This is a genomic window from Limnospira sp., assembly GCF_051859755.1.
Lineage (GTDB): Bacteria > Cyanobacteriota > Cyanobacteriia > Cyanobacteriales > Microcoleaceae > Limnospira > Limnospira fusiformis.
The window spans coordinates 1-2,738 of record NZ_JBIMLI010000081.1 but is presented as its reverse complement, the minus strand read 5'-3'; the positions used below and the strand labels follow the sequence as shown (position 1 = coordinate 2,738).

Below are 2,738 nucleotides of genomic sequence, written 5' to 3'. Positions count from 1 at the left end.
CCGTCATCTGATGAAAGTAGGTTAGGTGCAACCCAACACCGTCATCTGATGAAAGTAGGTTAGGTGCAACCCAACACCGTCATCTGATGAAAGTAGGTTAGGTGCAACCCAACACCATCAATCAACCCCTTCTCTAACCCCTCACCCAACCGCCGCCAAATCACCCATTTCAGCCATCCTTAAAAAAACTCCCAAAATCCCAGTTTTACCCCTTGACAAATCCCGCCACTTGACTTATTATAGAAGCATGGAAATCCGTGGCGACATATATATGCCTAGAAACGGGTCAAGGTTCTAATTAGGCAGTAAATCGAAAAAAGCGATCGCACTTTCAGCCCATCTCATAGACAAGTAGCTAAACGGAAAGCCGCCCAACCATCACCTACCCCCAACCGAAGATATTACCATCTTCTAAACTGACATTAGTAACCCCTTCCAGGACACCCACCAGTTGGTCAGAACCGGCTACATAAATAGCTGTACCACTATGAAAACCGCTGGGTAGTGACCCAATTTCATAGTCATCAGGGCTACCGAGCAAAACCACCATATCCTGATTTACCTGAAAGTCAGTTACCATGCTGTAACCTTCTCCCGGAAGCATTACCAAAGTATCATTTCCCTCGCCTCCCACCAGAGTATCAACACCTTGAGTGCCTCCAAATAGGATATCATTACCCTGGTCTCCAAACAAAATCTGATTCCCATTACCTGCTACCAAGGTATCATTCCCCTGACCACCATAAATGGCATCATTGCCGTCGCCTCCAAATAGGATATCATCATCCTTATTTCCCAATAGGATATCATCCCCCTGACCAGCAACTAAGATATCATTACCCTGACCGCCAAACAGAGTATTATTTCCCTGGGAAACCTGGAGCCAATCATCACCTTGAAAACCCAGCAAAGTTTCATCAGAAGCCGTCCCGATAATTACATCATGATGGTCAGTCCCAAACCATTGATTGGGTAAAGGTTGAGTAATAGAGCCTTGATTCTCGGTTGGCAAAACTCCGGTAATTTGAGGCGGGAAACTATCCCAATTAATGACTTGATGAATTTCTGGTCTCTCCGGTGTGTCAGTACCATCTACTATCAACCTGCTAATAAAGGCATCACCGCCACCACTATTGGTTTGCCCATCTAGGTCGCCCGTAGTCTCGCCCGCCACATAAATAGACCCATCACTACCGGTGGTCAGGGCACGAGGCACGTCAGCCTCACCGCTTCCCAACAGGCGCGTCCAGTCTTTAGTGCCATCAGGCTGGAACCTACTGATAAAGCCATCAGCCATACCACTATTGATTTGTCCGTCTAGGTTGCCCCCAGTCCAGCCCGCCACATAAATAGACCCATCACTACCGGTGGTCAGGGCTGATGCCCCCTCATACTCACCGCTTCCCAACAGGCGCGTCCAGTCTTGAGTACCATCAGGCTGGAACCTGCTGATAAAGGCATCAAACTCAGCATAAAAACCACTACGGGTTTGCCCATCTAAGTTGCCCATAGTCTCGCCCGCCACATAAATCGAGCCATCACTACCGGTGGTCAGGGCTGATGCATAGTCAGGTCCCCAGGTTCCCAACAGGCGCGTCCAGTCTTGAGTGCCATCAGGCTGGAACCTGCTGATAAAGGCATCAGCGTCACCACTATTGATTTGTCCGTCTAGGTCGCCATCAGTATAGCCGGCTACATAAATCGAGCCATCACTACCGGTGGTCAGGGCATTAGCCACGTCAAAATTACTGGTTCCCAACAGGCGCGTCCAGGCTTTAGTGCCATCAGGCTGGAACCTGCTGATAAAGGCATCCCCCTCACCACTATTGGTTTGTCCGTCTAGGTCGCCATCAGTATAGCCGGCTACATAAATCGAGCCATCACTACCGGTGGTCAGGGCTAATGCCTGGTCCCAAGCACTGGTTCCCAACAGGCGCGTCCAGGCTTTAGTGCCATCAGGCTGGAACCTGCTGATAAAGGCATCCCATTCGCCACTATTGGTTTGTCCATTTAGGTCGCCATCAGTATAGCCGGCTACATAAATCGAGCCATCAAGGCCAGTGGTCAGGGCTGATGCCACGTCATACTCACCGCTTCCCAACAGGCGCGTCCAGTCTTGAGTGCCATCAGGGTGGAACCTGCTGATAAAGGCATCAGCGGCACCACTATTGGTTTGTCCGTCTAGGTCGCCATCAGTATAGCCGGCTACATAAATCGAGCCATCACTACCGGTGGTCAGGGCTAATGCCTGGTCCCAAGCACTGGTTCCCAACAGGCGCGTCCAGGCGAACTCTGGCGGCGCGGACATCTGTACTGCTACTGGTTCACCTTCTACCCCACTGAATCCCTGTGAGGGCATGAAATTCTGAGAATCTGATGATTCAAAAATATGGAATATTTCGCTAGTATTGTTCATTAGGGTATCCCCCTCCAAGGGAGCCATAAAGATTTCATACCTGGATTGGTATTTACATGGCTAACGACAATTGTACTTGGCTCTCAATATAACCGGCCACCATCATTCTTAAAAAAAGCGATCGCACTATTACCTCACACTCTCTAAAACCCCCCACTCATCAGCAGCTTAGGCAATCCTAAAAAAACTCTAAAAATCCCAATTTTTTCCTTGACAAATATGGGAGCTTGACTTATTATTAAATCATGGGAAACCGTGCCGACATATATAATGGTTTTTTGAGCCTATAGCTCTGGGTAGGTTGGGTGAAACCCAACAGCGG

The 2,738-nt window shown here is 49.0% G+C and carries 1 protein-coding gene; it reads right to left on the bottom strand.

The window, feature by feature from the left end:
* Window positions 1-382 precede the first annotated feature (382 nt).
* Entirely contained in the window at window positions 383-2,416 is a 2,034-nt protein-coding gene (locus tag ACTIE0_RS14640; RefSeq protein WP_150105386.1) for an SBBP repeat-containing protein, read from the bottom strand.
* Window positions 2,417-2,738: the final 322 nt, after the last annotated feature.

Excerpts from the sequence above, each read along its gene's own strand:
- ACTIE0_RS14640 (WP_150105386.1), bottom strand. The coding sequence starts at position 2,416 with ATGAACAATACTAGCGAAATATTCCATATTTTTGAATCATCAGATTCT.